Source organism: Legionella quateirensis, from assembly GCF_001467955.1.
Taxonomy (GTDB): Bacteria; Pseudomonadota; Gammaproteobacteria; order Legionellales; family Legionellaceae; genus Legionella; species Legionella quateirensis.
In genome coordinates this window covers 35,650-42,660 of sequence record NZ_LNYR01000049.1, presented here as the reverse complement: position 1 = coordinate 42,660, position 7,011 = coordinate 35,650, and the positions used below count along the sequence as shown (strand labels likewise).

Sequence of the window (7,011 nt, the reverse complement as noted above, 5' to 3'; positions counted from 1 at the left end):
GCGAGCAACGCGAAGCAATCCAGAACGGAGCCTGATTGGAGATGTGATCTGGATTGCTTCACTTCGTTCGCAAAGACGAACTATTCTACTGAATATTAGATAATATCCTCGTTAAAACAATGAAGGAATGACTCAGGGCTTCGCATGCTCAGCACCAATCTATACCATCATTCCTAATTGTTCTTAACTGATAGAGGTCGCTATCCGGGTATCGCAAAATGCCAATTCATGGCTTTTGATAGACCTTCCAGCATTAATTCTCCACGGATGCTGTTTCCTTTTGCATTGACTCTGGGGCTTAGTGCAACGATGCCTGCTTTTCCCGGTACTGTGCCGATAATGTAGCCTGATACTCCGCTTTTAGCGGGTATTCCTGTTTTCACCATGTGTGTTCCTGTTTCATCATACAAACCACAGGTCGCCATAATGGCCAAAGTAATTTTACAGGTTTCTATAGAGATGATGCGTTCTTGAGTCATGGGATCTGTACCGCCATTGGCCAGCAATAACGGAAGATAAAGCATTTGTTCCAGTGTTGCTTCATAGGAACATAAGGCAAAATACAAATCCAGAGTTTCATTGACATCAGCACCCAGATTGTTGCGGCTTTTTAATAAATAGGCCAGAGATCGATTACGGTCACCAGTTCTTTTTTCTGAAGCATATACCAGGGGATTAATGCTCAGTTTTTCATTAAATAATTTTTTTACCCAATGCTCCAGCCAGCCAAACTGGTGTTCACCTGTACCAGGAATATGAGAACATAAGGTAATAGCTCCCGCATTGAGCATTGGGTTTGATGGTTTTGGACCTAACTGTTCAAGTCGGGTAATGGATGCAAAATCATCTCCTGAGGGTTCCACTTTGACCCATTCAAAAAGTTGCTCCTCTCCCACTTCTTCCAGTAAACCGATGAGCGGTATTAACTTGCTGGTGCTTTGCAGGGTAACAGGGTTTAATTCTGCATTACTCCAGGACACGGGTTGTTCCCCCAATTGCTGAACAGCCAGGGCAGTTAGTTCTTGATTCACATTTGCCAGTTCAGGAATGTAGGAAGCGGTATTGCCTGCCTGATTTAATTCAGCAGATTCAACTAATTCTTTTAACAAATTGATAGTTAATAATTTTTCTGTCATATGGACCTGCTTGGAAAAATCGACCATTATGCTAATTTTAGCACATTAATGCAATATGATTTGACAGACTGTCACTCATTTGGGCTTCGTGTGTTGTGAGTCTATGGTATTAGCAGAGTGGATTACATGCTGGACGTATTCTTAAGGACTCATTTGAATCTGCTATACTTTTATTTATTCTCAAGATGATGCGTTAATAATGCCTGATATAGATAGAGATGTTTTCGCCCAATTAGAACATTTCAAGCTCACCAGTGGTTTTAATCTATTCAATCCTGATGTAACGATTGATTTGACAGAACAATCCAAAGAAATTTATGGAAACGCTGCTCCAGGCGCCGGGTTTATTTTTATATTAGAACTTCCTGATCTGAATTTAGGAGACGATCCATTAAATTTAAAACTTCATCTTTATCCGGCTTTTTATAAGGATGATGGTTTAATTCATGGTATCGATCACGAGGGGAAAAAATACCCTTTTATTACTGATATGATTATCGCTCCTATAGGTTCTCTTGAGAGTGGTATCCAGCACGATCAGGTAGCTTCTATATTGGGTCTTGGAACAAAGCGGGATCACGGATTATTGCTGGGAGGGGAAGCATGGAAAGCAGGTGTTGCTGTGAGATTTTTGGTTAACTTGCCTAAGAGAGAAGGATTAATTCCCAATGATTATGTGCTTACTCGGGATCATGTGAGTCAACGTTGGTATTTGCATTTTGTGAACAGGGTACCTTTATCCATTAATGAGGGTTGTGTACTTGCAGAAGTGGATACATCAACTATCCAGGGGCTGGATGAGGCATTAAATCGTTTGCCAGATAATGAACATATAACCGATTATACTTTTGCAGAACGTCGTGAAATAACCGATATTTTGGCGCAGTTGCCAATCCCCAAAAATGAGCTCTTGAATCAGGAAGAACAGAGTCATGGATTTAAATGTTATAACAATCGGTCAAGTACTCTTAATGTACTCTCTATCAAGTATACTGATCAGTATCATGCATTTTTTAAAAGCCGTACTCATGGAGATAGTGCCCACGCTCATCAATTATCCTGCGAAATTCCATTAAAAATTTTTGAAAAAATTGTTAACGCCTTAAGCATTGGGCTGCATTTCCCGCCCGAATCTGATCTTGGCAGCAATCCCGGGGTTCTTATAGGTCCAAGCGCTCATTTCAGTATTGAACAAGAGTGGTTAAAATCTACATTAAAAGACATCAACCAACCTCCGCCTGCTGAGCAGTTTAATGCAGCGCCTCTGGCAGACAATCAATCGGGATTGGAACATATAGTGTCTGAAGATGTCCATCTGGACAGCAGTTCAACACCGGAGCCTTATTCAGAGTTATTGTCCATAGTAAACAGTGGGTTCTTTATTGAACCTGGAATCAGGTTTAAAGAACAATTTTATCCAAATTTAAAAGCCTTGGTAAAGGCTCTTGAACATCATGATGAATTGATTGACATCCAGTATATCGCTGTTAAAGGAATAGAAAAAAACAATGAAATAAAAGAGCAACATCCTAAGAGAGATCATACTCAAAATGATTATAGAATAATTTTGTTTGAGTCCATTTGTAATGCGGAGTCGCTTGAGGAGGCTGTGGATAATATAAAAAGTAAATTTCCTCAATTAAGTGAACGCTTGGTGGATGCCACTAAGAACACGTCGAGCTAACTGATGTCGGGTTAACTATTGATTCCTACCTACTTCTTCAGCATTAATAATAGAAGTAAAAATAGCTCTAATAAAATGATATCGGCGACACTTCGTGTATCATTTCGACTGTCTGGTCTTTAATTTTGTGGGTTTGTGGATTTAACCAAATATTCAAACTTATCGACAATGGTGATGATGGCGCTGTTTATGGTGTTACACGCGATCAACAATTGTGGGCTGATGGAGAGCAGCAGGAATGACCTTGGGGTTTTACTCTGTCTTGATACACTAAGGAGCGCTTGTTAAAACAACACTAATAGGGTTAAATTTTTACACTAAGGCTTATCATTGAGCATTACGGGTGTTTGTGATAGGATATGCTGAATTTTTTTAATTCATAATTAATATGTTTTTTGACCTAAAAATAGCCTCACAATTTAACGCGCCTGATTCAGCAGCTCAAGTCTTTTGTTACTCTATTGGAAAAGCAAGTGTTGATGATCTGAAAAAAAAGTTTAAGGAACAAGGGCTTGATACAAGTCTCCTGCAGAATAATTCATTTTCCTATTTAGTCCTTATCAGTGATGAGGCTCAGAACAGAGCAGATTTTTATTTCAGTCAAGACGAAGTTAAAGAGGAACATTTTGATATTAACTCACTGGTAAAAATAAACAGGTTAAGCACAGTGGGTATTAAAAAACAAAAGTCTGATAACTGTGCTGATTCAAAAACAAAAGCGCAACAGGATAAGACAGAAGATCTTAAAACTTTGGAACATCTGGTCTTATTGATAGAGCAAATGGAACAACTTTCTGAGGAAAAGCTTGACGATCTTCCTCAACTATTTAAAGAGATTAGCAGACTTGCAAAATCGATTAGTTACAACGATAAAGGGGAGCATGCTCATCATTACATCCGAAATAAATACGGCAATATTAACCGCCATGATAATGCGAAACGCAGGCCTAACGGACTGGAACTCACTTATTTAAGCGCCCTTGATCAAATAATCAGTACTGAATTTGATAAATTAACCATTCGACAGGGACTTCAGGATCTAAAAAATGATTTTAGAAATATAAAGAATAAAATCAGATCCATTCTTAATGCAGAACGCAATAATAAATCACCAGGAAGCATTTTAGCAGGTTTTAAGATATCCCCTCATCTGATTGCCCTGGTACAATATACGTATTCACAGAAACATATCCATCGTATTTCCTCGCTCCTGAATGATCTGCACTCATTAGATCTGGATTATGAGAATAAAGAGCATCGATATTATTTGGGCAGAGTTCTGGCCCGTATTGGTGAATTATCCAAAGAGTTAATTGATTTTCTTAATTTTGGCAAGGACTCAGGGGTTTTTACTTTCTTTAAAAAAATTCGCGATAAACTGGCTCATGAACATCAATCCATGCATCCAGACAGTCATGGCCACATTTTAAGACGAATTGCAGAACAGTGGATTCCTCGGTTGATAGAGGCTCTTGGACACTTTAAACACAGTGTACTTATTCCCGAAGATAATGCCGAACCTGGCGTGTTATGGCAGTACATGATGAATTCCAGAGTTAGCCTGGAAGCAAAATCATTGACAGCTAATGAGAAAAGAGAATGCAGGGCAATAATTGATGCTTTTAGCCAGGATCATTTTGTCTTGCCTGAAGCCATTGAACCAGAAGCTAAAGAACACCATGTCGCACCAGTTAAAGCAGTGAAAAAAGCGTCCAGGATAAACCATAACGTCGCTACCATGAGTCCTTTGCAAGGATTGCTGGAATTAGAAAAACTCATTGAACATCGTCAATCGATATACAATAAAAATGAACATGTGCTTTTGGCTGGCATCAAACAAATTAGCAAAATGTATCAATTAAATATCCCCATAATAAAATTCATTAAAAATTATAATGTTAAAGTGGTAAACGAAAATACTCCTGAATGGATTATTCCATTTGATGAAAAAAAACCACTCGATTTTAAAGAGATAGTGTCTTTTATTCAAAAAATGAAAGAACGTTACTCAGCCGATCTCCCTCCATCTATCGACGTGCCTCTAAAAAGAGCCAGATCTGAACGTGACCAGAACAGTTCAATAAACAGTCCGAATAAGGGGCAATCAGAAGTAAAAAAAGTATCTGGCTCCGATATAAAGAAATTGGCTCGAGTTAAATGTTTGGCAGATGAGTTGGAGTATGCAAATCAATTACGACGATCAGATTCAGCTGTAAAAAAGTATGCCTTGGAATTTTCCATTTCTAAAATTGGCCAATTGATAAAGGACATATTAGATAAAGATACTAAATTAATAAAAAAATTCGCGCCGATAGATCTGATAAAATCAATGACTTCTACCATCAAGGCTAGAAATCAATTAATGCATACAACAGCTCTGGACAATGATTTGGATACACATCGTATCTTGCTCAGAGAGGTACTTCCTATAAAAGCGGAAATTCAAGCAATAGATCATTTAATTGAACATCAAGAGCTGAACTCTTGCGATGATCAGTATGATGGCTTATTCAAAATTGCAGAAGCATATATTATTTTAAAAAAATATGATGAAGCGGACGCCTGTTTTGAATCTTTGATAAAATCATCTAATTTATCAATCTCATTGTATATTGAGCTGATGCTATCACGAGCATGGCTGTATGGATTGTGCGCAGAGAAGGCCTTAGATGAGCAGAATAGTCAAACAGCCTATACCTATTTTTATAAAAAATTAGGGCTGATGGAGAATTTACTACAGTTTATTGTTGCACATGATTTACTTTCACTCTATGAACACCTGGCAGCATTTATGTCTCAAACTATTTCGCTTACTTTATTAGCTATGAAGCAATTTGATGATACGGTAAACCTGAATCACCTGTTATTGGCAAACAAGAGTAAAACTAGCGATTTAAATACCAGTACCTTATTGGATATGTTAAGCAATATCGCAACAGCAACATTAGATAAAGAACTTGAGCGTACCAAAGATGGTAATGCAGCCAAGAATTTAGGAACAGCACGAATTCAAAAAGCTGCAGCATTATTTTTTGAAATAGAATCTCGATATACTCAATTGGGTTTACCAAAAGAATCGAGCAATTATATATCGATGTTATCTCGTTATATTGAAGCTTTGGTTTGGAGCGCAGAAATTGGTTCGATTCTCCAGGCAAGAACCCTATTTAAGCAGTTAAAATCCATTAGTGAATCCACTCCAATGCGGGAGAATCAGCCTGTCCTGATTCAAGTCAATCTTATAGGTCAATTGATTGATTATGTTTCTGATATGATAAAAACAGAAGGCATCGATGGCAGTAAATCAAAAGAATGTGAGCAGGGAACGGATGTTTGGGAACTGAAAAAGTTGTATTTATTAAAATCATTTTATATCTCAATTGGCAAAGAAGCAGAGCTACTGAAGCGTATCGACGAAATGAGTGCGAACTTGTTATTAAAATACGGTTCATCAACTTTTAATGAAATGATGTGTTCTATTTTAAGCAAGGTAAAAGAGTTGGAGTCTGAAGTACCTTTTATTTCTTACGAGGTTCCTCAAAATTTAAGACTTGGTTTGGGGAAGAATACTGAATCCAGAACAAATACTACGCCGATCGATAAGCTGAAATCTAACAGCTATTCATTTTTTGATGTATCTAAAGCCCGAACTTTGATAAAGAATCAGCTGCATCTTTTGACCGGACATTCAGGATGGAACATTAGCACTAAACCAAATCTTCTGTTTTGGCTTGAAGTGCCTGACTTGGATACTGCCGGACGGGTCAAGGAACAACTGAATAATACACATGCTTTGAAGGTAGGGGTTTTCTATAAAAAAGGCACCACGCAACCTATTGTGCAATGTACTGATGTTATCCTGAGTCAATTTTTACATGCTGTACCAAGTCAGCCTGTAGCGTCCCGCACTCAAGCAACGGTTAGTGCCTAGTGTTATTCAATAGTATGTCTAACAAAGCGGTAAGCAGGTTTTTCGCAATTTATTTTGGCATTGTAGATAGGGGCAGGTGTGAACAGTTCTGCTCCTCAGTAATCCTCACAAAAATTGAACATAGAATCAAATCATACACAATCAACTAATTGGACTATTAAATCCCGTCTTTGCGAGCACAGCGAAGCAATCCAGAGGTTTTGGATTACGACACTGGATTGCTTCGCTGTGCTCGCAAAGACAAGGTTGGAGCGGTTATT

At 38.1% G+C, this 7,011-nt stretch carries 3 protein-coding genes; 2 read left to right on the top strand and 1 reads right to left on the bottom strand.

Annotation, left to right across the window (positions count from 1 at the left end; genetic code table 11):
* Positions 1-200: 200 nt before the first annotated feature.
* Positions 201-1,136 carry a glutaminase A gene (gene glsA, locus Lqua_RS16905; RefSeq protein WP_058475466.1) on the bottom strand — a complete coding sequence of 312 codons (936 nt, stop codon included), beginning with the start codon at positions 1,134-1,136 and terminating at the stop codon, positions 201-203.
* Positions 1,137-1,335: 199 nt separating this feature from the next.
* Between glsA and Lqua_RS16900 the strand changes: the two genes are divergently transcribed.
* The gene (locus Lqua_RS16900) at positions 1,336-2,820 is read left to right on the top strand and encodes a hypothetical protein (protein WP_058475465.1); all 1,485 of its coding nucleotides are present in this window, start codon (positions 1,336-1,338) and stop codon (positions 2,818-2,820) included.
* 388 nt (positions 2,821-3,208) lie between these two features.
* On the top strand, positions 3,209-6,751 hold the full coding sequence (locus Lqua_RS16895; protein ID WP_058475464.1) for a hypothetical protein: 3,543 nt from the start codon (positions 3,209-3,211) through the stop codon (positions 6,749-6,751).
* Positions 6,752-7,011: the final 260 nt, after the last annotated feature.